At 46.0% G+C, this 22,669-nt stretch carries 19 protein-coding genes; 5 read left to right on the top strand and 14 right to left on the bottom strand.

Annotated features, from left to right (window positions below; translation table 11 throughout):
- The first annotated feature begins 77 nt into the window (after positions 1 to 77).
- Positions 78 to 1,703 (top strand): glycoside hydrolase family 43 protein, encoded by a 1,626-nt coding sequence (locus NAF29_RS12545; protein ID WP_251261932.1) that lies wholly within the window; start codon positions 78 to 80, stop codon positions 1,701 to 1,703.
- A 73-nt stretch (positions 1,704 to 1,776) separates the two neighbouring features.
- On the opposite strand, the gene NAF29_RS12540 is transcribed toward NAF29_RS12545, so the two are convergent.
- From NAF29_RS12540 to NAF29_RS12530, 3 genes are read right to left on the bottom strand one after another with little or no spacing between them, the layout of a single operon-like run.
- Positions 1,777 to 2,082: an Rdx family protein gene (locus NAF29_RS12540; RefSeq protein ID WP_251261931.1), complete on the bottom strand. Its 306-nt coding sequence runs from the start codon at positions 2,080 to 2,082 to the stop codon at positions 1,777 to 1,779.
- Positions 2,072 to 3,208 (bottom strand): bifunctional chorismate mutase/prephenate dehydrogenase, encoded by a 1,137-nt coding sequence (tyrA, locus tag NAF29_RS12535; RefSeq protein WP_251261929.1) that lies wholly within the window; start codon positions 3,206 to 3,208, stop codon positions 2,072 to 2,074. Before tyrA ends, NAF29_RS12540 begins: the two co-directional genes overlap by 11 nt.
- 20 nt (positions 3,209 to 3,228) lie before the next feature.
- On the bottom strand, positions 3,229 to 4,308 hold the full coding sequence (locus tag NAF29_RS12530; protein WP_251262100.1) for a 3-deoxy-7-phosphoheptulonate synthase: 1,080 nt from the start codon (positions 4,306 to 4,308) through the stop codon (positions 3,229 to 3,231).
- Between the two features lie 149 nt (positions 4,309 to 4,457).
- Between NAF29_RS12530 and NAF29_RS12525 the strand changes: the two genes are divergently transcribed.
- Positions 4,458 to 6,443: a putative bifunctional diguanylate cyclase/phosphodiesterase gene (locus NAF29_RS12525; RefSeq protein ID WP_251261928.1), complete on the top strand. Its 1,986-nt coding sequence runs from the start codon at positions 4,458 to 4,460 to the stop codon at positions 6,441 to 6,443.
- Between the two features lie 54 nt (positions 6,444 to 6,497).
- Here the strand turns inward: NAF29_RS12525 and NAF29_RS12520 are convergent, their stop codons facing one another.
- The 7 genes from NAF29_RS12520 to ffh form a co-directional block, all read right to left on the bottom strand.
- Positions 6,498 to 8,309: an AMP-dependent synthetase/ligase gene (locus NAF29_RS12520; RefSeq protein WP_251261927.1), complete on the bottom strand. Its 1,812-nt coding sequence runs from the start codon at positions 8,307 to 8,309 to the stop codon at positions 6,498 to 6,500.
- A gap of 352 nt (positions 8,310 to 8,661) precedes the next feature.
- Entirely contained in the window at positions 8,662 to 9,009 is a 348-nt protein-coding gene (gene rplS / locus NAF29_RS12515) for a 50S ribosomal protein L19 (protein ID WP_251261926.1), read from the bottom strand.
- 24 nt (positions 9,010 to 9,033) lie between these two features.
- Positions 9,034 to 9,771, bottom strand: a complete 738-nt coding sequence (gene trmD, locus NAF29_RS12510) for a tRNA (guanosine(37)-N1)-methyltransferase TrmD (protein ID WP_251261925.1) — start codon at positions 9,769 to 9,771, stop codon at positions 9,034 to 9,036.
- A 14-nt stretch (positions 9,772 to 9,785) separates the two neighbouring features.
- The gene (gene rimM / locus NAF29_RS12505; protein WP_349665577.1) at positions 9,786 to 10,313 is read right to left on the bottom strand and encodes a ribosome maturation factor RimM; all 528 of its coding nucleotides are present in this window, start codon (positions 10,311 to 10,313) and stop codon (positions 9,786 to 9,788) included.
- Between the two features lie 9 nt (positions 10,314 to 10,322).
- On the bottom strand, positions 10,323 to 10,577 hold the full coding sequence (rpsP, locus tag NAF29_RS12500; protein ID WP_251261923.1) for a 30S ribosomal protein S16: 255 nt from the start codon (positions 10,575 to 10,577) through the stop codon (positions 10,323 to 10,325).
- A gap of 264 nt (positions 10,578 to 10,841) precedes the next feature.
- Positions 10,842 to 11,084, bottom strand: coding sequence for a DUF2960 domain-containing protein (locus tag NAF29_RS12495; protein WP_251261922.1), 243 nt, complete (start codon positions 11,082 to 11,084; stop codon positions 10,842 to 10,844).
- A gap of 10 nt (positions 11,085 to 11,094) precedes the next feature.
- Positions 11,095 to 12,468: a signal recognition particle protein gene (ffh, locus tag NAF29_RS12490; RefSeq protein WP_251261921.1), complete on the bottom strand. Its 1,374-nt coding sequence runs from the start codon at positions 12,466 to 12,468 to the stop codon at positions 11,095 to 11,097.
- Between the two features lie 169 nt (positions 12,469 to 12,637).
- Between ffh and NAF29_RS12485 the strand changes: the two genes are divergently transcribed.
- The 3 genes from NAF29_RS12485 (at position 12,638) to NAF29_RS12475 (ending at position 15,926) form a co-directional block, all read left to right on the top strand.
- Positions 12,638 to 13,747, top strand: coding sequence for an SO_0444 family Cu/Zn efflux transporter (locus tag NAF29_RS12485; protein ID WP_251261920.1), 1,110 nt, complete (start codon positions 12,638 to 12,640; stop codon positions 13,745 to 13,747).
- A gap of 2 nt (positions 13,748 to 13,749) precedes the next feature.
- Positions 13,750 to 14,535, top strand: a complete 786-nt coding sequence (locus tag NAF29_RS12480) for a cytochrome C assembly family protein (RefSeq protein ID WP_251261918.1) — start codon at positions 13,750 to 13,752, stop codon at positions 14,533 to 14,535.
- Between the two features lie 101 nt (positions 14,536 to 14,636).
- Entirely contained in the window at positions 14,637 to 15,926 is a 1,290-nt protein-coding gene (locus NAF29_RS12475) for an HlyC/CorC family transporter (protein ID WP_251261917.1), read from the top strand.
- 61 nt (positions 15,927 to 15,987) lie between these two features.
- Here the strand turns inward: NAF29_RS12475 and NAF29_RS12470 are convergent, their stop codons facing one another.
- The 4 genes from NAF29_RS12470 to NAF29_RS12455 all read right to left on the bottom strand — a co-directional run bounded on the left by NAF29_RS12470 (position 15,988) and on the right by NAF29_RS12455 (position 22,653).
- A complete protein-coding gene (locus NAF29_RS12470; RefSeq protein WP_251261916.1) occupies positions 15,988 to 17,124 on the bottom strand; it encodes a glycoside hydrolase family 5 protein in 1,137 nt (378 codons plus the stop codon).
- A gap of 141 nt (positions 17,125 to 17,265) precedes the next feature.
- The gene (locus NAF29_RS12465; RefSeq protein ID WP_251261915.1) at positions 17,266 to 17,886 is read right to left on the bottom strand and encodes a transglycosylase SLT domain-containing protein; all 621 of its coding nucleotides are present in this window, start codon (positions 17,884 to 17,886) and stop codon (positions 17,266 to 17,268) included.
- A 204-nt stretch (positions 17,887 to 18,090) separates the two neighbouring features.
- A complete protein-coding gene (gshA, locus tag NAF29_RS12460; RefSeq protein WP_251261914.1) occupies positions 18,091 to 19,689 on the bottom strand; it encodes a glutamate--cysteine ligase in 1,599 nt (532 codons plus the stop codon).
- A gap of 120 nt (positions 19,690 to 19,809) precedes the next feature.
- Positions 19,810 to 22,653, bottom strand: a complete 2,844-nt coding sequence (locus NAF29_RS12455) for a M16 family metallopeptidase (protein ID WP_251261912.1) — start codon at positions 22,651 to 22,653, stop codon at positions 19,810 to 19,812.
- Positions 22,654 to 22,669 lie beyond the last annotated feature (16 nt).

The raw sequence follows: 22,669 nt of genomic DNA, 5'->3' as shown, positions 1-22,669 counted from the left end.
TACTGAATAGTAAATTTTCTACATTCAAATGGATTTAAAAGCAATAGCCTTATAATTATAAAAACAAAGGGGATCACATGTCACTCATTAAAAACCCAGTCATTCGCGGATTTAACCCGGATCCATCCATTTGTCGCGTCGGTGACGACTACTACATTGTTACTTCCACATTCGAGTGGTTTCCAGGCATTCAAATCCACCACTCCAAAGATCTTGTCAATTGGCGTTTACTGACTCGCGCATTAGATACTGTTGAATTACTTGATATGCGCGGCATGGACAACTCCGAAGGAGTGTATGCGCCTACACTTTCTTACGCAGATGGTCGTTTCTGGTTATGTTTCAGCAATACCCATGCCTGTCGCGGTGGCAGCTGGATGGCAACGCCTTGTTTTGTCGTTACCGCAGAATCCATTGAAGGCCCGTGGAGCGATCCGATTTCAATTGGCAACTATGGTTTTGATCCGTCGATGTTTCATGACGATGACGGCAAAAAATACATGGTCAACATGATTTGGGATGGCCGTAAAAATACAAATTACTTCGGTGGAATCGTGCTTCAAGAGTTTGATGCCAACAACGGAACGCTGACCGGCCCCATAAAAAACATTTTTAAAGGCACCGAATTAGGCTGCACTGAAGGCCCTCAAATTCTGAAAAAAGATGGCTATTATTATTTAGTAACAGCCGAGGGCGGCACCGAGTTTGATCATGCTGTCACAGTATGCCGTTCTAAGTCTGTGTGGGGGCCATACGAAGTACATCCCAACAATCCGATGCTGACCTCTCGCTTTAAAGAAAATGCGAGGTTGCAACGCGCGGGCCATGGTTTCTTCTTTGAAACTCAAAACGGTGAGTGGTACATGACTCACTTATGCAGCCGCCCACTAAAAAACCCCGAAGGCTATCAATTTGCGCCCCAATACGGCTCGGGCAGAAGTATTCTCGGACGAGAATCTGCCATTCAGCAGGTGTCTTGGGTCGATGGTTGGCCAGAGCTTGCTCAAGGCGGCAATACGCCTTTTGAAGAGGTGCAAGCACCCGATCTTGCGGACTGCCCATGGCCTACCGAGCGAGCACAGGATCATTTTGATGAGCCCAATATTAATTTGCACTACCAATCTCTCAGAGAGCCCTTTGACAACAGCTGGATGAGCTTGACGGAGAGACCCGGTTTTTTACGCTTGGTGGGGCGTCACTATCTATATTCTCGATATGAGCAAAGTTTAGTTGCGCGCCGCCTTCAAAGTTTTTATGCCTCTGCCGAAACTGCCATGGAATTTAACCCAATGAGCCCCCTGCAAATGGCAGGCTTGGTGGTGTATTACGCAAAAGGCAGCCACTACTTCTTAAAGCAAACCTTAAACGACAATGGCGCTACGATATTGCAAATTGTGCAATTTCAAGATGATATCTATGACGAATATGATGAAGTTGAAATTGAGCACTTGGGTCGTGTGTATCTGAAGGTAGATTTAGAGAAAGTCTGGTATCAATTTAGCTACTCAGTAGACGGTGATTCATGGCACAAAATCGGCCCTCAACTGAACAGCACTCCAATGTCTGACGAAGGCGGGCCGGATGTATTTCGTTTTACCGGCACACTCGTTGGGTTATTTGCGGCAGATATATCGGGCCAAGCGTTACATGCTGATTTTGACTACTTTGACTACCAAGAGCTCCCCGACCCCGATTGGGACTAAGACACACCAAAATAAAAAAGCCAGCTACAACGCTGGCTTTTTCATATATTGAGTGTGCTCGACAATCACGTCACTATTCACTTTGATCAGAGTGACCCAAGTTTTTAGTGGGTGCAATCACATCTCGAATGCGCTGTTTTAATACTTTGAGCTCTGGAAAGCCACCTTCGCGTTTGCGGCACCAAATTAATTGGTCATTGCACCACACATCAAATTGACCTTGACGACCCGGCCCAATCGCCACCTCACATAATTCTTCTTGAAACGTTGTGAGCAACTCTTGGGCTGTCCAACCTGCGCGCATCATCCATCGGCATTTTGTACAGTAGCGAACCCGAACGATGTGGCCCGAGTCTATGCAACTTTGCTCAGTCGTCATGCGTCACTCGGTCGTGAGCCGCTAACAATAGGTCACGGCTTTCGGCCTGAAATTGAGTCGCAAAATGGCCAAACCAATCAGATACTTCACGGAACCGTTTCACAAATGCGTCACTATCGCCCTGCTCTAGTAACTCCAGCGCTTCGCCAAAATTAGACAAATAACGCTTAAACATTTTGACGTTTTCTGGCGCAGCGGTAATGATTTCAACATAGAGCTCTGGGTCTTGCGCAAACAAGCGCCCTACCATTGCCAACTCCAAACGGTAAATCGGTGAACTGAACGCCAATAAACGTTTCAGATCAGCGTTTTCGCTTTGCAAATGCATGCCATAAGCAAAGCTCGTGAAATGTCGAAGCGCTTGAACCAAAGACATGGTTTCGTCATGTTCTTGGCCATTAGATTCGACTAAGTTACTGCCCCAGAGCTTCATTTGCTCTAGCACCCAGCTATATTGTTCAGAGCTGCGACCCTCACAGAAGATAATGACCTGTTTTGCAAAGCTCGCAATATCGGGGCCGAACATCGGGTGCAACCCCACAACAGGACCGTTGTGGCTTGCTAACATCGCCTTCATGGCAGGTTGCTTCACAGAGGTTAAATCAGCCAATGTGCAATCAGCCGGTAACTTAGGTAAACGCTCAATGGTTTCTACAGTGCGATCAATAGGCACCGAAACCACAACCAAACTGGCATTGCCGACTAACTCTTCAGCTCTATGCCAATCATCCCGCCCCAACACCAACACTTTATAGCCGGACAAACGGAACATTTTTACAAATAACGCACCGAGTTTTCCGCGTCCGCCAACAACAACAATGTCACCGGCAGTAGGTTTAATAGTTTTAAAGCCCGCATCGTTCTCGCTGCTATAAGACTCGCGCATTGCGCGGCGCAGTACATCTTCGATGAGGTCTGGCGGAATCCCCATTTTCTCGGCTTCTGAACGGCGCTTAGCTAGCATTTCAGCTTCACGCTCAGGCACATAGACCGGTAAGCCATGCTCGCTTTTGTATTCGCCCACAGCGTGAACTAGCGCGAGACGCTGCTTCAGAAGAGATAGCAACGCTTGGTCAGTGTCATCAATTTGCTGACGCAATTCATCCAAATTTAAAGAATCAGGCATTCCTTGTTTCCTTTATTTGCTCACACTGCTGCTATTTGGCGGTCAGGGATCGCACTCAACATTTGCGCGTGAGCTTTTGCTAGCAACTCTGCTGTTTTCTTCCAATTGATACAAGCATCGGTGATCGAAACACCGTAGTCCATATCTTCAGGTTTTTGGTTGCTAGGCTGATTACCTTCATTAATGTGGCTTTCAAGCATAATTCCAATAATTGAACGATTGCCGTTACTGATTTGCGCCAATACATCATCAGCCACAATTGGCTGACGCGAGTAGTCTTTGTTTGAATTCCCATGACTACAGTCAATCATTAAGCTCGGTACTACGCCTGCTTTGTCCAAGAGAGCTTCGCACTCTGCTACATGTTTGTCCGAATAATTTGGCTCTTTGCCACCACGCAAAATTACATGGCCGTCAGGGTTACCTTCGGTCTTGATCACTGCAACCTGACCTAGGGTGTTGATCCCCATGAAACTATGGCCACTCGCGGCGGCTTGCAAAGCATTCAGTGCGGTAGACAAGCTTCCATCTGTACCATTTTTAAACCCTACTGGCATCGACAAGCCACTGGCTAATTCTCGGTGAGTTTGAGATTCAGTGGTTCGAGCGCCAATCGCTGACCATGAGAATAGTTCGGCTAAGTATTGAGGGCTAATTGGATCCAGCGCCTCTGATGCCATAGGTAATCCCATTTCCGCAATCTTCAAGAGTAAACTACGGCCGCGTTTCAGCCCCGTTTCTACATCAAAAGTGCCATCCATATGAGGGTCATTTACGTAGCCTTTCCAGCCCACTGTTGTGCGGGGCTTCTCAAAGTAGACACGCATCACTATGTATAACGAGTCTTGGTATGCTACCTGTAGATCACGAAGGCGCTTTGCGTATTCTAAGGCCGCTTTTTCATCATGAATCGAACAAGGGCCGCAGATCACCAATAAGCGTGGATCACGATGATGAATAATGTCAGAAATAACTTTGCGCGATGCGATAACGGAATCCAACACGGTATCTGAAGCAGGGTAAAGTGCTTTGAGCTGAGCAGGAGTCATCATGACTCGTTCAGATTGAATATGAATGTCGTTTACAGTGTCCTTCAAAATTTACACCCTTGTACTAAATGACTAAATTAGTCTAAATGTCTATAACCAATGCTCTACAGTGTCTTTTAGTTGATGCAAAAAATCAAGCGTGTACACAATAAAATACACGCGTACATAATTATTTACAGAGTTAACACAAAAGCAGAAATATGACCCTAGCTCCTGTGCATAACCGCTTCAAACGATTGAAACTCGCTGTAAAAGCAAGAGTTTATCGTTTTTTGGTGTCTAATTCAGAACATCCAAACCGTTTCAAAGTTCTATTTGCCACTGCATTTATTGTGCCGCTAACATTACTCATATTAGATGGCTACCAAGTCCACCAACGTCTCAAAACCACCAGTCAGACTATGTTAAGTGAACGGCTGCCTTTACTGCATCACTTGAACGACGCTAAAGCGCAATTAACACTGCACCATCATGAACTATTGGCTTGGTATGGTGGCCCGAAACTATCGGGGGGCAGCCGATTAAAAAGCATTCAAAATTCACTCGACGAAATCATTGAAAGCGTGGACGATCCAAAATTTGATAAGTTGTGGAATGACATAAAAACCGATGTACAACGTTTGCGCTACGCTTCGATGTCTGACACGTCAACACGAACAAAACCGGTCGATTTACTCGAGAGTATTAGCCTGCAAAATGCACAAATATCAACGCTTACTGAACAAAAAATAATTCAAGTGATTAACACTGTCGAATCTCAAGAAGCACAAACATTAGAGCTTTTAGTAGCAGCACAGTTGCGTTCTGTGTATTTAGCTGTCGCTATACTATTCATGCTATATCTGGCATTTCTAGCACTACGCCGATATTGGAGAGCAAGTCGTTACTTCCGCCACAGAGCCTTCCATGACCGAGTTACTGGCTTACCCAATCAATCAAAATTATTGCTCGATTTAGGACGCCGAAGAAAAGGCAAGCTGCTGCTCGCTGCGATTGAATTGAGCAACCTAGATATTTACTCAGCAGGACAAGGCTACAATACTGTTGAGCAAATTCATGTCGCTTTTTCTGAGCATCTTCAAAGCATTCTAAACGTATTGAAATTTCATTCGTTTCAAATCTACCGAAGTGGTAAAGGTGTGTACTTACTATCAGGAAGTGTAAGTGATGAAACGGATGTTGATATCACCACTGATCTTATTCAACAAAAAGTTTCACGTTCAATTAAAACTCAAGTGGGAGACTACCATCCCAAATGGAAACGTGGCGCAACTTTAATTGACCCCAGCACAACGCCTGAACAAGCGTTGGATCAGCTCTATACCGCACTGGCTGAAGCGGGTTATAAGGGACAGGATTCGCTGCAGTTTTTCTCGCCACAAATGAAAAGTAAACGTCATCGACGATTAGCCATTCAACAGGCGCTTACGCATGCAATTCAGTCAAACGAATTGACAATGCACTATCAACCTCAAATTGATTTAAAAGAGAAAAGGATTGTAGGCGCAGAAGCATTGCTGCGTTGGCATAATGTGGAATTAGGGCACGTTAACCCAGCAGAGTTTATTCCCGTAGCAGAGCAATGTGGCTTAATACAACAGATTGGTCACTGGGTGACTTACAACGCTATTCAGCAAGCTTCTTTCTGGTACCACAATGACCGTCCTATCGTCATTGCCATTAACATCTCTCCTCGTCAATTTGAGCATCCAGAGTTCGTTGGTGAACTCAAACAAATGCTGAAAAATGAAGCACTACCACCCGAGTATATTGAGCTGGAGATCACCGAAGGTGTGTTAATGAAAAATGCTCAAAGCGGGCTTGCAGTATTAAACAAGCTCAAAGAGCTTGGCGTGAAACTCGCTATTGATGATTTTGGTATGGGGTATTCATCGTTGTCATATTTACACAGGTTCCCCATCGACAAACTCAAAATTGATCGAAGCTTCATTACCGAACTCAATCAAAGCCAAACCGACCAAGCAATTGCAAAAGTCATTATTGAATTGGGCAAGCAGCTCAATTTAAAGATTATTGCAGAAGGCGTGGAAACCGAAGAGCAATCTTATTGGCTAGTCAATAACGGCTGCCAATACGCACAAGGATATCTGTATGGTAAACCGATGCTCAGTGATGATTTAGAGCCAGATATTACAGTGAACCCACTCACTCGACTTCCCCATTAACTTATGTTTCATCATTAACTTATATGGCTCGCTCCCAAACGAGCCATATAGTACTTAGCGTGCCATAGGAGAAGATGTATACATCGCATCAATCTCTTGGTAGAAACGCGACTCAATTACTTTTCTACGTAACTTTTGAGTGGGCGTTATTTCTCCTCGAGTCATACAAAATGCTTGCGGTAACAAGGTGAATTGTTTGACTTGTTCAAATTTTGCCAGCTCTTGCTGCACCGCTTGAATTCGCTGCCTCACATAGTCTTGTATGGCTTCATGATCAAGTAAATCGGATACCGCTCGAAACTGAATGCCTTTTTCAATGGCATACGCTTCCAGCGAGGTGTAACAGGGAACAATCAATGCAGAAACAAAGTGCCTCGCATCTGCGATCACAGCAATTTGTTCAATCATTGGATCTTTGGAAATAGCCCCTTCCACACGTTGTGGCGCAATGTATTTACCATTGGAAGTTTTCATCAACTCTTTTAGGCGCTCGGTAAAAAACAGCGTGCCATACTCATTTCGTATACCCGCATCGCCTGTTCGAAAATAGCCGTCCTCGGTAAAAGCTTCGGCGGTGGCTTCAGGTTTATTAAAGTAACCACGCATTACCGTTGGCCCCTTAACTAACATTTCACCATCACTCGCTATTTTAACGTCAATACCATCAAGCGGGGTGCCAATGGAGCCCATTTCAAATTGAGGCCCCGGATAGCAAGTTACGGTTGCTGTGGTTTCACTCAAACCAAAACCGTGGATAATATTCATTCCCATCGCTTGGAAGAAACAATTCACATCATCGGCTAAACGCGCGCCACCAGCAGGAAGCAAACGAGTTCTACCTCCAAATCGAGCTCGCACTTTACGCAACACAAGGCGGTCGGCAATTTTATGTTTCAGTCGGTGTATCCACCCCGTTTGAACACCTTTCACTTGCGCATCAAATTCAGCTTCGCCAACTTGGGTCGCCCATCGAAACAGCGCTTTTCTAAACCATGATGCTTGCTCTAAGCGGCCATGAATCATGGCGTAGGCCTTCTCATAAAGCCTAGGTACAGAACACATACAAGTCGGTTGAACGGTTTCAATCACATCCATCACCGATTGTGGATCTCGTATATAAACGACTTCTCCACCGCGATACAATATATAGTGATGCCAAGCTCGCTCAAAGATATGGCTTAACGGCAACATCGCCAACGACACATCTTTTTCGGTGACGCGAATACGCTGATCATGCATTTCAAATGCAGCACCAAAGTTTGCATAGTCGAGCATCACACCTTTGGGTTCTCCGGTGGTGCCAGAGGTATAAATCAAGGTCAGTAGCTCATCAGTGGATTGCTTTGCTGTGACGGCTCGCGTGCGATTCATGTAGCCGGCATTGGCCAATTGACAAAAGTCTTCAAAACTAATGGCTTTGGGGTGATCGATTTCGTGGCGAGGCACGTCGAATGTAATGATCTGGTCGAGTGTGCCCTCGTCAAGCAACTCAAGCGCACTATGGTATTGTTCTATTTCACCCACAAACAACACGCGAACACCCGCATCCTTTAAGATATAGCGTGTTTGCTCTAAAGTGTTCGTTGGATAAACGGGTACCGATGCATGGCCCGCGGCTAAAATCGCTAAGTCGGCCAACGTCCATTGAGGCATGTTGCGAGAAAAGATCCCAATATGCGCTTTGTGGATATAGTGACTTAGATTTATCGCATCTGCACATCGGCAAACTTGATCGCCTAATTCAAGCCAGTTCATACTCATCCATTGATTCGCTTCTTGCCAACGTAATGCGGGTCGGCTTGGCTGCGCGTCAATGCGCTGCCACAGTTGATGAATTAAATGGACGTGGGCCATTGGATCACTCACGAAAGGTTACTCTAAAATTTGAGCTAACAATTGTACGCTGAAAGCGTTTGGAGTAAAAGCTCGAATGTAAATCTAGGCTGAACCAAATCAAAGAATCGTGATTTACTATCGTGACCATTCACTCATCATTCACAGACTCCGTTAAACAATTATTTCACTCAACCTTAAGCGATTATGAACTGGTATTAGGAAGCAATAGCTCAAGCAACGATGAGGATTTAAGCTAAAAATTAGGGGAAAAGCGGGCGTCCGATCTAAACATCGATCTCAGCTGAATTTTAGACACAAAAAAGCCCGCATTCGCGGGCTATTTTGTTTGGTACTGGAACCGGAAACCGAATTAAACAAAGTCTTAGTTGAGCTTTTCTTTGATACGCGCAGACTTACCTGAACGTTCACGCAGGTAGTACAGCTTAGCACGACGTACTGCACCGCGACGTTTAACGCTGATGCTATCAATCAGTGGGCTGTGAGTCTGGAAAGTACGCTCAACGCCTTCGCCGTTTGAGATTTTACGAACGATAAAAGCACTGTGCAGGCCGCGATTACGCTTAGAAATCACTACACCTTCAAACGCCTGTAGACGTTCGCGGTCGCCTTCTTTAACTCTTACTTGTACAACAACAGTGTCGCCTGGCGCGAAGCCTGGGACGTCTGTTTTTAATTGCTCGTCTTCGAGCTGCTTAATAATATTACTCATATTTTCCACCCTAGGTAACCGAGGCTATTCCTTCTCTTCGAGATAGGATGCAAGCAACTTGGCTTGCTCGTCAGTCAGAGCTAGACCTTCAATTAAGTCGGGACGTCTTTCGTAGGTTCTAATAAGAGCCTGCTGTAAACGCCAACGACGTATATGTTCATGATTGCCACTCAATAAAACTGAGGGCACCGTCATCCCATCTAACACTTCTGGGCGAGTATAATGAGGACAATCCAACAAGCCTTCGGTAAATGAATCTTGTTCTGCCGATGCCTGCTTGCCCAGAACTCCTGGAACGAAACGAGACACTGCATCAATAAGAGTCATTGCCGGCAACTCGCCGCCACTAAGCACATAATCACCAATCGACCATTCTTCATCGATTTCCGCCTTAATAAGACGTTCATCAATGCCTTCATAGCGACCGGCAACCAAGATCAATTTGTCGTGTTGAGCAAGCTCACTCACGCCTTGCTGATCTAATTTGCGCCCTTGTGGTGATAAATACACCACTTTGGCCCCCTTACCTGCTTCAGCTTTCGCTGCATGAATTGCATCACGTAAGGGTTGAACCATCATCAGCATTCCTGGACCACCACCATAAGGGCGATCGTCCACTGTGCTGTGTTTGTCATGAGTAAAATCACGAGGGTTCCAGCAATGAAGTTCAATGATTTCATTGCGAATCGCTCGGCCAGTTACTCCGTATTCAGAAATTGACCGGAACATATCCGGAAATAAACTGACTACACCAAACCACATAATAATCCCCCGGCTTAAAAGCCAGGGTCCCAGTCAACGGTAATTTGTTTGTCGACCATGTTAATGTCCAACACAAATTGCCCGTCAATGTAGGGGATTAATCTTTCTGTTTGACCGAATGCATCTTTTGGATTTGCTTTCACACGCAGCACATCTGCTGAGCCGGTTTCTAGCAGTCCTTCGACTTTCCCCAAGTTGTAACCTTTGGTGGTGATCACTTCGCAACCAATAAGGTCACGCCAATAAAACTCGTTTTCGAGTTTAGGCAAAACAGACTCATGCACCGTAATTGTTGCATTTGTCAGGCGCTCTGCCTCATTGCGATCATCAATACCATCAAACTTTGCGACTAGGCCCTTATTGTGCCAGCGCCAAGTTTCGATAGTCATTTCCAATTGGCTACCACCGTGCTGAATCAGCCAGGGTTTGTAGTCGAAAATGTTTTCAATCGAATCGGTCGAAGAGTGGATTTTCACCCAACCTTTGATGCCGTAAGGAGTACCAATTTTCCCTACAACAATCGTATCAGCGGACATAGCCACTCCTAAACCTTAAGCTTCTTGAGCTTTACGTAGTTCTTTGATCAACTGAGCGACACGATCAGATGCTTGCGCACCTTGGCCGATCCAGTGATCTACGCGGTCTAAAGACAAACGCAAGCGCTCTGCTTGACCTCGAGCAACTGGGTTAAAGAAACCCACTTTCTCGATGAAACGGCCATCGCGAGCACGGCGGCTATCTGCGACTACGATTTGATAAAACGGTGCTTTTTTAGCGCCGCCACGTTGTAAACGAATGGTTACCATACCGTCCTCTATCTCTTAAAATAGGGGTTTGCGGTTCCAGTGTTTCCCCACAAAGGAATCTACCCCCTGCGGGAAGCCGACGAATTTTACTAGAAACTGGTCATAATGCAAGCAAAACCGAGAAAGGGAATATTCAGTCAGCATCGCGACAAGGTTTGAGGTTTACGCGGGGCTTGGCCGCCATCGCTTTACAGCGTCATTGGGCGAATCCTGTTGAGATAAAAAAGGCCTCCAAAACAGGAAGCCTTTCGCCACTCAACGTGACTACTTTTCTTTCACGAATCGGATATTTTTAAATCCCATCCGTTTGAACTCTTGGTCTCGATAGTCACGAACGGCTTTGCTGTCTTTGGAAGTCATTTCAACTTGTTGCTCCATGCGCAAGTATGAAGTTAAATCGATTCCTTCTGCAGCAGCGATCGCCTCAAACATGTTAGTAAAGCGGTCATTCGCAAAGGCAATGACCTTATCTTCTGAGCGATACGTGTAATGAATGCGTTTAGCCATAACATTGCGCCTAGCGAGGCGGCATGCCTCCCATTCCCGGGGGCATCATGCCTTTCATGCCACGCATCATTTTTTGCATACCGCCTTTGCCTGACATTTTTTTCATCATTTTCTGCATTTGCGTAAATTGCTTCAGCAGCTTGTTGACGTCTTGAATTTGTAATCCGCAACCGGCAGCAATACGGCGCTTGCGCGAACCTTTGATAATATCTGGGCGCTGACGCTCCAACGGCGTCATGGAGCTAATAATCGCTTCCATGTGAACCGTCATCTTGTCATCCATTTTGTTTTTAATTTGCTCAGACATGTTGCCCATGCCCGGCATTTTATCAATCAAGCCCATCATGCCGCCCATGTTGCGCATCTGAGCGAGTTGATCACGAAAGTCTTCCAAATCAAAGCCTTTACCAGTTTTGAGTTTGGCAGCCATTTTAGCGGCTTGGTCTTTATCAACTTTCTGCTCAACTTCTTCGATGAGCGATAACACATCGCCCATTCCTAAGATTCGAGAGGCCACACGATCAGGGTGGAAAGGTTCTAGTGCATCGAGCTTTTCGCCCACACCTAAGAACTTAATAGGCTTGCCTGTGATATGACGGACAGATAAAGCAGCACCGCCACGGGCATCACCATCGGTCTTGGTTAAAATCACCCCTGTAAGCGGCAACGCATCATTAAATGCCTTTGCCGTGTTAGCGGCATCTTGTCCGGTCATTGCATCAACGACAAACAGCGTTTCGATGGGATTCACTGCCGCGTGTAGATCTTTAATCTCGCCCATCATATCTTCATCAACATGAAGGCGACCGGCGGTATCAATCAGAACCACGTCAGCAAATGTTTTACGTGCATGTTCGATGGCCGCAGTGGCGATGTCGATAGGCTTCTGTTCAACCGTTGATGGAAAAAAATCAACGCCAACCTCACCAGCCACGGTTTCAAGCTGTTTAATCGCCGCTGGACGATAGACATCAGCGGAGACCACCAATACAGATTTTTTCTCACGCTCCTTTAAAAAGCGCCCTAACTTACCCACACTTGTGGTTTTACCCGCACCTTGTAGACCCGCCATCAATACAATCGCAGGAGGCTGAGCACGAAGGTCCAAACCTTCGTTACTTTCACCCATGGTGGCTTCAAGCTCATCTCGAACAATTTTGATAAAGGCTTGGCCAGGGTTCAATTTCTTTGAGACTTCTTGACCAACCGCTCTTTCTTTCACACGATTGACGAAGTCTTTGACCACAGGTAAAGCAACATCGGCTTCAAGCAATGCCATGCGAACTTCACGCAACGTTTGCTTGATATTATCTTCTGTCAAGCGGCCACGGCCGGTGACATTCTTTAAAGTTTGCGATAAACGCTCGGTCAAATTGTCAAACATCGTAAAGTCCGGATTAAACGAAATAGAAAACGGTCATAAGTCTTAGCCGACCGATTATACGCCAATTTATATACTGATGACATGGGGCCAGTCATTAACCCTATCAAGAGCCCGATTATTTAAAGTAAATGTTAAGGTATACTCGACCCTTCGATGCAAGGAGAAACAAATGGAATTTCTCAATCATTTACTGAGCCTTAGCTTAGATGCTGCGCCCTATTTATTATTGGGCTTGGTGATTGCAGGCCTGATCAAAGCTTTTTTACCGGAAAGTTGGGTTCGCCAACAACTTGCAGGCAAGGGCTCTGTACCTGTCGCGAAAGCCGCCTTATTGGGCGCGCCTATGCCGCTGTGTAGCTGCAGCGTGATTCCAGTGGCATTAGGAATACGCCGCAATGGCGCGAGCAAGGGGTCAACAGTTTCATTTTTAATTTCAACGCCAGAAACTGGCGTTGATTCGATTTCATTGACCTACGCCATGATGGGGCCTGTGATGGCTATCGTCAGGCCCGTGGCTGCTGTGCTTACCGCTCTTAGCGCGGGTATTTGGGTGAATAAAACTGAGTCCGAGCAAACAGTTGCATCGTCATCAACATCATCGCATGGGCATTCTCATCACTCATCAAACACAAGTTGTTGCGCTTCTAAGACCGAAGCTAAAGAGCCGCCCACTTCAAGTTGCTGCTCACCTAAAAACGCGTCTGGGCGCACTCAAAGTAAGACACACAAAGCACTCAGCGGGATTCAATACGCATTTGGTCAGCTCTTCGACGACATTCTTCTTTGGCTAGCGGTTGGGTTGCTGATTGCAGCAGCGGTACAAACGTTCGTGCCCACCGAGTGGTTAGCAACGTGGGGCAGTGGCTGGGTGGCGAAGGGAATCATGTTGGTGATAGGCATCCCTATGTATATCTGTGCCAGTGCATCAACCCCAATTGCAGCGGGCCTCATGTTAGCCGGAGTATCACCGGGCACCGTTTTGGTATTTTTACTCGCAGGCCCTGCAACAAATGTGTCTACTATTGCTGTGCTTCGCAACGAGCTCGGCAACAGCGTGATGTGGAAATACATCATTACTGTGATGTTAGGCGCATTGCTATCGGGCGTATTGCTCGATTCAATGCTTGCCGATGGCGCACTTGATTTGGTAGAACAACAACATGCTCATGCAGCACTATTGCCAATGTGGCTCAGCACATTGAGCCTTGGTATTCTGTTATTGAGTACGATTAAACCCATTCGAACAGCAGTCTTTGCAAGCTTGGAGCACACAAAATAGCCATGGATCAATCGATATTAGGCGCCGTTGTAATGGCAGGGTATGTGCTGATTTCAGCTTTTTTCTGGCAACAGTGGTTTAGGCCAAAAGCCAAACTCGCCAACCCTGTGTTGCTCGCGTCCCCAGTATTAGTGCTTCACGCTACTCTTATTGTGTCGGGGCTTGCATACCGAAACGGGCTCGACTTAAGCATTACCAATCTGATTTCATTAGTCACACTGCTAATAGCAACCGGGCTCACCATTGGCCACCGAACATTTAATTCGCTGCTATTGTTGCCGCCTGTTTATCTCCTTGCCGCTGCAGCACAACTTCCTGAGTTGGTACAAACCTCTCACTACGTGACTCACTTGGGCCAGCACACCGGCTTGGCCGTGCATGTAAGCCTGGCGTTAGCTGCATATTGTATTTTGATGGTGGCCGCATTAATGGCGGTACAAGTGTGGGTGATCGACTATCGTTTGAAACAACATGCGTCGCTCAGTGGTCTGCCTCCGCTGATGGTGGTTGATCGTCAATTAGAAGCAATTTTGAAACTTGGTTTTGCCATACTGACTGCAAGCATCATGACGGGCTCTATATTTTTGGAAGGCTTCTTCGGACAGGGGCAAGGGCACAAAGCGATTCTCACCATCATTGCTTGGCTGTTATATGCCATCATGTTGGTGCAAAAATTTCGTACCGGTGTTTCTTCTCGCCGTATGGCCATACTCAGCATTATCGCTGCAGGAGTGCTGACACTTGCGTATTTTGGCAGCCGTTTCATTAAAGAAGTGCTGTTAAACTGAACAATTTCAGACTTCATGCTTGATTGTGATGGGTAACACTTGACAGCAGTGGGCCAGATACTGCTAAATCATGCTTCATACGCTATATAGGAACGCCATACTTGGACGGCATATCCACAGGTACCCTGCTCGGGCTACTTTTTGGTCTGATTTTTATATCAGCGCTATTTTCTGCTTCTGAAACAGGCATGATGTCGATTAATCGTTATCGACTTCGCCATCAAGCAAAGCACAATAACCCTTCGGCTAAACGCGTATTAGGTATGTTAGATCGTCCCGATCGACTGCTAGGATTAATCCTTATTGGTAATAACCTTGTCAATATATCGGCGTCGGCCATTGCGACCATTATCGGTATGCGGGTGTACGGTGATTACGGGATTGCAGTGGCAACTTTTGTACTGACTTTTTTCGTCCTTATTTTTGCCGAAGTGACGCCTAAAACATTTGCTGCACTTTTCCCCGAGCGTGTGGCCTTTCCAATGTCTTTTATTCTTCGGCCACTGATGGTGGTGTTCTACCCATTTGTTTGGGCAGTCAATGCCATTTCCAATGGTTTACTCCTGCTCTTTGGTATTCGCCCCGATCAAAATTCAGATGAACACCTGAGCTCCGAAGAATTGCGCACCGTTGTGCACGAAGCAGGCAAAATGATTCCTCGACGTCACCAAGATATGCTGCTGTCGATTCTAGACTTGGAAAAAGTCACCGTTGAAGACATTATGATTCCGCGCAGTGACATTGTGGGCTTTGACATTAATGACGACTGGAAACTGTTATCTCGTCAACTGGTATCCACATCGCACACCAAAGTATTGGTGTATCGAGATACAATTGACGATGCAGTAGGTTTTATTCATAGCCGAGATGCGCTCCGCCTGCTGGCTAAGGGAGAATTTGAGAAAGACTCAATGCTTCGAGCCGTTCGTCCCTTGTACTACATTCCTGAAGGCACACCGCTTAACGTTCAGCTCCTTAAATTTCAGCGCAATAAAGAGCGCATTGGTTTAGTCGTCGATGAATACGGTGACATTCAAGGATTAGTAACACTTGAAGATATTCTCGAGGAGATTGTGGGCGACTTTACCACTAGCACGGGCCCAACATTAAGTGATGAAGTGAAGCCTCAAGGTGATGGTAGTTTCTTGGTGGACGCCACTGCAAATATTCGAGACATCAATAAAGAGCTCAAATGGGACTTGCCCACCGACGGCCCTAAAACGCTCAACGGACTTATTCTGGAGCACTTGGAAGACATTCCCGACTCACAGATCACCGTTAAGATTGGTCTCTACACCATTGATATTACTGAGGTGTCTGAAAACATGGTGAAGCAAGCCCGCATTACCCCTCCGGTGAAATTCAAACGGCTGCTACCCGACTTACGCTAGCCATAAAAAGCCCGCATTTGCGGGCTTTTATATTACTGCTTGTGTTCAACCAACTACATTCTTACTTCTCAAGTAGGATATCCAACAGGCTATCATCTGGTTCTAATTGCTCACTGACTAGGGGGAAATCGTTCTTATAATTCCAATGCGCCCATGCGATGTCATATTGGTTAAATATAGACATCAAGTCGCGGTACCACTCTTGGCGCATGCTTAAGTCCGTTGTAGGGAATGCGCCAAACTCACCACAATAGAGCTTTAAGCCATGCTTTTGCGCAACACGAACAGCTTGTTCAATATGTTTAGCCATAACCTCACGATCAAAGGTGCCGTTGTTGCCAGTTAGATGGGCCGCTAATTCAGCAGGTTGTGCAGCTAAGTCTTCGTTCGATACCGTCTGCCCCGGATATGACACAGGTCCGGTATAATCTTTATTGGCTGTCCACGGTGAACGATAATGGGTGAGGTTAAATGGCGTGTAATAGTGAAAACTCAACATGATATTCGGATCGTTTTGCGGCACCTGAAGTGCTTCAAAGGTTTCCACTTGTTGCCAACGATTCGAGCCCATAATAATAGTCCGATTCGGCTCGAGTTGTCTCACCTCAGAGATCACCCAGTTGATCAGCTTATTCCAATCTTCGTTGTCGTCCGCTACGGCTTCATTAAGTGGCTCGTAAGCAACACGATCTAAAGGATATTGTTTCAGCTCTTCAGATAGTTGCTGCCAAAATTGAATGTACTGCTGTTGCGCTTTCGCGTCGGTCCAAATCTTTTGTGAATCAGGCCGGTTAAAATGATGAGCTCTGAGTACATGAAGGTCAACAATCACGTTAAGCCCCTGCTCCAATGACCATTGGATACCTTGGTGCATTAAGTCAAACGCTTGTTGTTGACGCTCTCCGTGCTCATTCCAAAGCTGTTCTTCGTCTACCGGCAGTCGAACATGATCAAATCCCAGCTCGGAAATGAGCTTAAAGTCTTCAGCCTGCATGTATTGATCACGCTGCTCGCCGCGAACATCAGACTGAGAAAGCCAATGGCTCACGTTCACGCCGCGCTCAACGCGAAATTGATTGGCGATATACGATGGAGTAAGGTCTGATCCAGAAGTTGAATTAGAATCTGATTGGGAGCAACCGCTCGTCAATGCAACACTCGCTACCGCAAGTATCGCTAATGCACGAAAGAACCTCATATTTAACTGTCCTCTGTTAAAAATTGTAAGCGCTTTCATTTTAAGGTGAGAGGGAAACAATAGACACTTATTTTCAGGACAAATGTGAAGGCATCGACACTTATTGTCGAAATGACATTGCTAGATTAGAGAAAAAGTTATTTAACCAAATAGCCAGTTCCAAAAACCGCCGTCGAGTTCGTCTTTGCAACTTCTCAACTGGGTTCCGTAAGTGCTAGCGCGTCGTTCAACTTTGCGAGCCACATCTTTTAACCATGCTTTTCTGTTATAAGTTTTACGGCGGTATCCCCCCCAGCCTTCATGGTAGTTCAGGTATTGAGCGTAAGCATCCCATTTAGATACACCATTGATCTTGTGGGTTTTGGTAATAAACCAGCCCATAAAATCAATGGCATCACCAAAATCAGAGCGGCTACCCGATTGTCCAGTTTCGCGCTGGTAATCAGCCCAAGTCATGGTCTTGGCTTGAGAGTAACCGTAGGCACTACTCACTCGCCCCCAAGGAATGAGCCCAAAGAAGATATAATCTTTAGGGGGCTTAGCATCGTGTCTAAAGCTCGACTCTTGATACATCATTGCCATAGGTACTTGGATGGGTACGCCCCATTTTTCGCTCATTCGCACAGAGTCTTTGTACCAATCACTCTTTTCACGAAATATATCGCACAGGTTTTCTGGGTTCGCAGGCGGAGTGGTTGAACAACCGCTCATTGCCACCATAACAACTACGATAACTACATGTTGAAAAAGGCTTTTTTTCATAATTTCTTATTTAGCTAGCTGCGATCCAAATTTATTTTATTTTTATTTGAACTTTCGTTGATATCTAACGTCTTAATTAATGAACGGAATTTATCGCATTGTTCATCTTTATATCCCTATCATTTTCCCCTGGGTATGTAGGGGCCGCTTGAAAAAGAGGCCCTTTTTTTTTGCCTAATGATCAGCACATACGCTTCGGTATATTTAACCCGTAAAGGGTTGTTGGTTGCGCTCAAAATAGTCTTTTAAGAAATCCTCAAACGACACATCATCCGACTTTTCGATCGCTTGTTGTTGCACATATGATTCAGCCGCAACACTATTCCAGTAATCTTCGGTATTGGCACCATAAGGAATGCTACTTAGTAAGTTACGGTAATTTTGGGCTAACTCAATACCAAACTTGCCGTTATCTTCGCCTGATGACAACAAACGCTCCAAAATGCGACCCGAGGGCGTTAAATTTGAGTGCTGAGCTTTGCGACGCTGAGCATGCAACGCTTGCTGGTAGATAGGCGTTTTCTGGTCGCGATCCAACATCTTAGCGATGGGCTCTAGGCGATCGAAAATATCTAAAGCCCAGCTTTGCAAACTTTCCTCTCCAGCTTTACGAGTTAACATAAGTCCAGGTTTACGACCTTCAAGCACGACTTTCATTAAGTTATCTTTGGCGCGTTGCTGATCGTCCTGATCCCTTGGGCCACTGTCTTCAAACAAGCACATGCATAACAGCAAATCGACAAATGCAATGGTGAGTTTGTCGATACCAATGGGTGAAAATGGATTCACATCGAGCGAGCGAACTTCAATGTACTCGATGCCACCGCGGCGCAGTGCTTGCGTTGGTGTCTCTCCTGACTTGGCAACTCTTTTCGGGCGAATAGGAGAATACAGTTCATTCTCAATCTGAAGCACGTTGGTGTTGAGCTGTTGATACTCGCCTTGAGCATTTTTCAAGCCCAATGAATCATACTCTTTCGACGGCGTTGAAATCGCCTTTTGAAGGCATTTTACATAGTCTTCAAGTGAGTTATGACACACGTATAGTTCAGACTGACTGCTATTGGTATACCCTAAATCACTCAAACGTAAACTCGTTGCATACGGTAAATATAGGGTGCCCTGTCCCACTTTTTTAAATGGTAGAACCGACTCTTTACCTTTAATGAAAGAGCTGCATAAAGCTGGCGATGCTCCAAATAGATAAGGAATAAGCCACGCGTAACGATAATAATTGCGCAACAAGCCCATATAACTATGAGAACGGAACTCATCGGCGCTCATATCCATTTGGTCTTTAATGCGTTGCCATTCCGGCCAAAACTCATCGGGCATCGAAAAGTTGTAGTGCACACCCGAAATAATTTGCATCATGCTGCCATAACGGAGGTGCAACCCTTTGCGATAAAGGGTCTTCATCTGCGCAATGTTCGATGTGCCGTATTGGGCGGGTTGAATAGTCTGCTCTCCATCGACATAGCAGGGCATGCTCATCGGCCAAAATTGTTCATCTGGCATATTGCTGAGCGCAAACTTATGCACATCGGTCAGTAACGACAAGCTGTCGTCAATGTTGGAACTCACCGGCGTAATAAACTCAACCAAGTTCTCTGCAAAATCTGTGGTAATCGCAGGATGCGTGAGCGCTGAGCCCAGTCCTTTCGGATGCGGCTTTCGAGACAAACTGCCCGCGGCATCGATGCGCAAGCTCTCTTTTTCAATACCACGTTGAAGCGGCTGCAGTGTGCGACTGATATCAGTCTCAGACAAAAGCGCTAAACGCTCCGAAATATCTTGATTCAAAATGCAATTCCCAACTTATTCAGGTGTAACCGGACAGACCCGGTTCACCTTATATTTATTTCGCGACAATTGGACTTAAGTCACCATAAAGCCCATAAATAATGACTCTAGCCTGATGAGCTATTTCACGCTCCAACGCTCAACAGTCCAACCTTCGATCTGATGCAAATCGGCTTCCACGGTCTTAGCATCGGCAACGATCAACACAAACATCTGTTTAGGGTCCATCCATTGTTGCGCTAACTTTGCCAACACTTCATTTGGAATCGTCTCAATAATTTGTGTTTGCTGAGCACTAAAGTTATCAGCTAAATCATACAATTGGATCCGACGTAATAACGATGCTTTTTGACGCGTAGATTCATAACTCAGCGCTTCGCCTTGAGTGACTGCTGAACGCATGTTTTCGATTTCTACGTCCGTTGGCCCTTGTTGCGCATAATCACTCAACAGCGTTAACGTTTCGAGCACCGCTTCGGTTGTTTGCTCTTGTAACAAATTCGCCGACAAACTGAAATTACCTTGCTGCTTGCCACCACTGAATCCTGAAAAAGCTCCGTATGTGTAGCCTTTTTGTTCGCGTAACACTTGGTTAGCTCGGCTACTGAAACTACCACCAAATGGGTAGTTTACTAAGCCCAGTTTAAAGTAGTCTCCAGTGGCATCAAACGGCAATGACGGGCGACTCACCACCATGACAGCCTGAGCTGCTCCGGGGTGATCCACCAGCATTATTTTACCTTGGTGCGAAGTGACTCCAGCAGTAGCCTCTGGCAACGCAAGTGTTTCACCTTGCCATTGTTCTAAAAATGCCAATGCGTTCTTTGTTTGAGAAGGTTGTATATCCCCCACCACCACAATAGATGCCATTTTTGACGAATAATTGGCGTGGTAGTAAGCCTTCACATCATCCAAAGAAATACCTTGTACCGATGCTAACGTACCCCCATCGGGTGTTCCGAGGCGAGTCTGTTTACCCCACAACAATTGGCGTTTCGCTTGTCCCGCAACTGACTTAGGATTGGTTTCAGCATTCTTCAAAAGCTGCAATTTTTGCTGCTTTAATCGCATGAAATCGGCTTCTGTAAAGCCTGGTGTAAACAACATTTCTTCTGCTATTTCTAGCGTTTCAGGAAGAAACTCCACAAGACTGGTAATCGAAACATTGGTGCTACGCCCTGCGGCACTAAAACGCACGCTGCTGCCCATGCTCTCTAGCGCGTCTGCCAACTCTTCCGAGCTACGTATTTGGCTCGACTCGGTCATCATTGCTGCTGTAAATGCAGCCACGCCCGCTTTGTCTTTCGGATCTAACAGCGGCCCACCTTCAATGCTCAACAGCACCGATACAATAGGGATTTCAGAGTTAGACGCACCTTTCACTGCAATGCCATTTTTCAGTTGTAAATCCCAACTCTTTGGCGGAGTCACCTCAATGGGCCCGCCTGTGGGCGGCAACGCACTGCGGTCAAAACTGTCATTAATTTCTGGCGCCTTCACTTCAGAATGAGCCAGTTGCGCATCAGTGGGTTTCAATGCATCTGGCAACATATAGTTTTGAGGTTTAGCGGCGGATTCTATTTGCCCTTCTGGCACCACACTCAACACCACTGCACCGCGATCAACAAGGTATTCAGAGAATACTCGTTTGACATCTTCTGGCGTAACACTGCCATATCGGTTCAGGTCATACGCGACGGTATCAGGGTTATTGAAAAGCGTTTGATTGGTTGCTAATTGCGACGATTTACCCGCCACACTCTCTAGACTAAACACGGTATCAGCCTTAAACATACGCTGATATTTTTCCAGCGCTTGAGGTTCAAGTTGTTGTTGTGCCCATTCGTCTAAAGTATTTCGAATAATGCCTTCTAAATCAGATAAACTTGCCCCCGAAGCAGGGTTGGCAATAGCGTATACATTGAATGTACAAGCCAATTCTTGACATGGATGCGATGCTCCAGCTTGAACAGCCAATCCTGTTTTCACTAATTTTTCATACAATAAAGACGTCTTTCCGTCGCCTAAGAGCTGAGATAAAAAGTCCAATGGCGCTTCATCAGGATGTTGCACATATACCGTTGGAAAAGACATCTGCAATAACGGTAAATGAATATTGTCGGGCAGCGTCACGTATCGATCTTGCTCTAACACAACGGGCTGCTTTGGCGCTTGCTCAACTTCTGGGCCTCGGGGAATGGAGCCAAAGTACTTAGCCACCCAATTCAATGCATCTTGTTGGTTAAAATCACCACCCACCACAAGCGTTGCATTGTTTGGGCCGTACCAACGTAAGAAAAAAGCGCGTAAATCATTTAAGCCCACTCGGTTTAAATCTTCGACATAACCGATGGTTGGCCAAGCATATGGATGCTCTGGTGGATACATGGCTCGTGATGTGGTTTCCCAAACCATGCCATAAGGTGCGTTGTCGTAACGTTGAGCGCGCTCGTTTTTCACTGTGGCACGTTGCACTTCAAATTTCTCTTGCGTCACTGCTGGCAGTAAAAAACCCATTCGGTCGGCTTCAAGCCAGAGCATTTTTTCTAACTCATTGGCCGGTACCGTATTGTAATAGCGTGTGCTATCGCTGTTGGTGCCGCCATTAATGTTGCCGCCCATGGCATCCACAAGCTTAGTGTGTAGGTCGTTTGGCGCATGCACAGATCCTTGAAACATCATGTGTTCAAAAAAGTGTGCAAAACCAGACATACCCGGCTCTTCACGCGCAGAACCAACATGATAGGTCACGTTCACATACGTCAGGGGGTCTGAATTGTCTTCGTGAAAAATAACGGTCAGGCCATTGTCGAGCTGATACTTGTTGTACGCTACGCCAATTTCATCGTCTTTCGGTGAGTGAGATTCAATGAATTTCACGCCGTTTGGTAGAGAAATAGGTTCAACGGTTGAACATGAAACGAGGCCAGTCACAATCGCTGCGACGAACAAAACACGAAACATTCTATATCCTTATTTT

Source organism: Echinimonas agarilytica (assembly GCF_023703465.1).
Classification (GTDB): Bacteria; Pseudomonadota; Gammaproteobacteria; order Enterobacterales; family Neiellaceae; genus Echinimonas; species Echinimonas agarilytica.
This window is presented reverse-complemented; position numbering and strand designations above follow the sequence as displayed.

Excerpts from the sequence above, each read along its gene's own strand:
- NAF29_RS12545 (WP_251261932.1), top strand. The coding sequence starts at position 78 with ATGTCACTCATTAAAAACCCAGTCATTCGCGGATTTAACCCGGATCCA.
- NAF29_RS12540 (WP_251261931.1), bottom strand. The coding sequence starts at position 2,082 with ATGACGACTGAGCAAAGTTGCATAGACTCGGGCCACATCGTTCGGGTT.
- tyrA (WP_251261929.1), bottom strand. The coding sequence starts at position 3,208 with ATGCCTGATTCTTTAAATTTGGATGAATTGCGTCAGCAAATTGATGAC.
- NAF29_RS12525 (WP_251261928.1), top strand. The coding sequence starts at position 4,458 with ATGACCCTAGCTCCTGTGCATAACCGCTTCAAACGATTGAAACTCGCT.
- rplS (WP_251261926.1), bottom strand. The coding sequence starts at position 9,009 with ATGAGTAATATTATTAAGCAGCTCGAAGACGAGCAATTAAAAACAGAC.
- trmD (WP_251261925.1), bottom strand. The coding sequence starts at position 9,771 with ATGTGGTTTGGTGTAGTCAGTTTATTTCCGGATATGTTCCGGTCAATT.
- rpsP (WP_251261923.1), bottom strand. The coding sequence starts at position 10,577 with ATGGTAACCATTCGTTTACAACGTGGCGGCGCTAAAAAAGCACCGTTT.
- NAF29_RS12495 (WP_251261922.1), bottom strand. The coding sequence starts at position 11,084 with ATGGCTAAACGCATTCATTACACGTATCGCTCAGAAGATAAGGTCATT.
- ffh (WP_251261921.1), bottom strand. The coding sequence starts at position 12,468 with ATGTTTGACAATTTGACCGAGCGTTTATCGCAAACTTTAAAGAATGTC.
- NAF29_RS12485 (WP_251261920.1), top strand. The coding sequence starts at position 12,638 with ATGGAATTTCTCAATCATTTACTGAGCCTTAGCTTAGATGCTGCGCCC.
- NAF29_RS12480 (WP_251261918.1), top strand. The coding sequence starts at position 13,750 with ATGGATCAATCGATATTAGGCGCCGTTGTAATGGCAGGGTATGTGCTG.
- NAF29_RS12470 (WP_251261916.1), bottom strand. The coding sequence starts at position 17,124 with ATGAGGTTCTTTCGTGCATTAGCGATACTTGCGGTAGCGAGTGTTGCA.
- NAF29_RS12465 (WP_251261915.1), bottom strand. The coding sequence starts at position 17,886 with ATGAAAAAAAGCCTTTTTCAACATGTAGTTATCGTAGTTGTTATGGTG.
- NAF29_RS12455 (WP_251261912.1), bottom strand. The coding sequence starts at position 22,653 with ATGTTTCGTGTTTTGTTCGTCGCAGCGATTGTGACTGGCCTCGTTTCA.